This is a genomic window from Achromobacter sp. GbtcB20, assembly GCF_019091095.1.
Taxonomy (GTDB): Bacteria; Pseudomonadota; Gammaproteobacteria; order Burkholderiales; family Burkholderiaceae_B; genus Achromobacter; species Achromobacter mucicolens.
Map to the genome: position 1 here is coordinate 1 of NZ_JAGXJZ010000575.1, position 267 is coordinate 267.

General features: G+C 56.2%; 1 protein-coding gene. It reads left to right on the plus strand.

Annotated features, from left to right (window positions below):
* The first annotated feature begins 49 nt into the window (after positions 1 to 49).
* Entirely contained in the window at positions 50 to 250 is a 201-nt protein-coding gene (locus KVT32_RS30280) for a DUF3460 family protein (RefSeq protein ID WP_217619451.1), read from the plus strand.
* The last annotated feature ends 17 nt before the right edge of the window (positions 251 to 267 follow it).

Below are 267 nucleotides of genomic sequence, written 5' to 3' on the forward strand. Positions count from 1 at the left end.
CAGAACAATCTGCCTCGCCGTCCCGGCTTTCTTTTTATTGAGCAAGAAAATGCCTAAATTTACCGGTTACGTTTCCGACCACACCAAGTTCATCGAAGAACTGAAGTCCAAGACCCCTGGCATGGGACAGCGCCAGATCGAAGGCCGCAACCTGCTGTGGGACAAGGCCCCGATTTCGCTGGACGAACAGGCGCGCATCCAGGAATCGCGCCTGCGCCAGCAGGCTTACCCGTACCAGACCAAGGTCTAAGGTTCCAGGGGCATGAC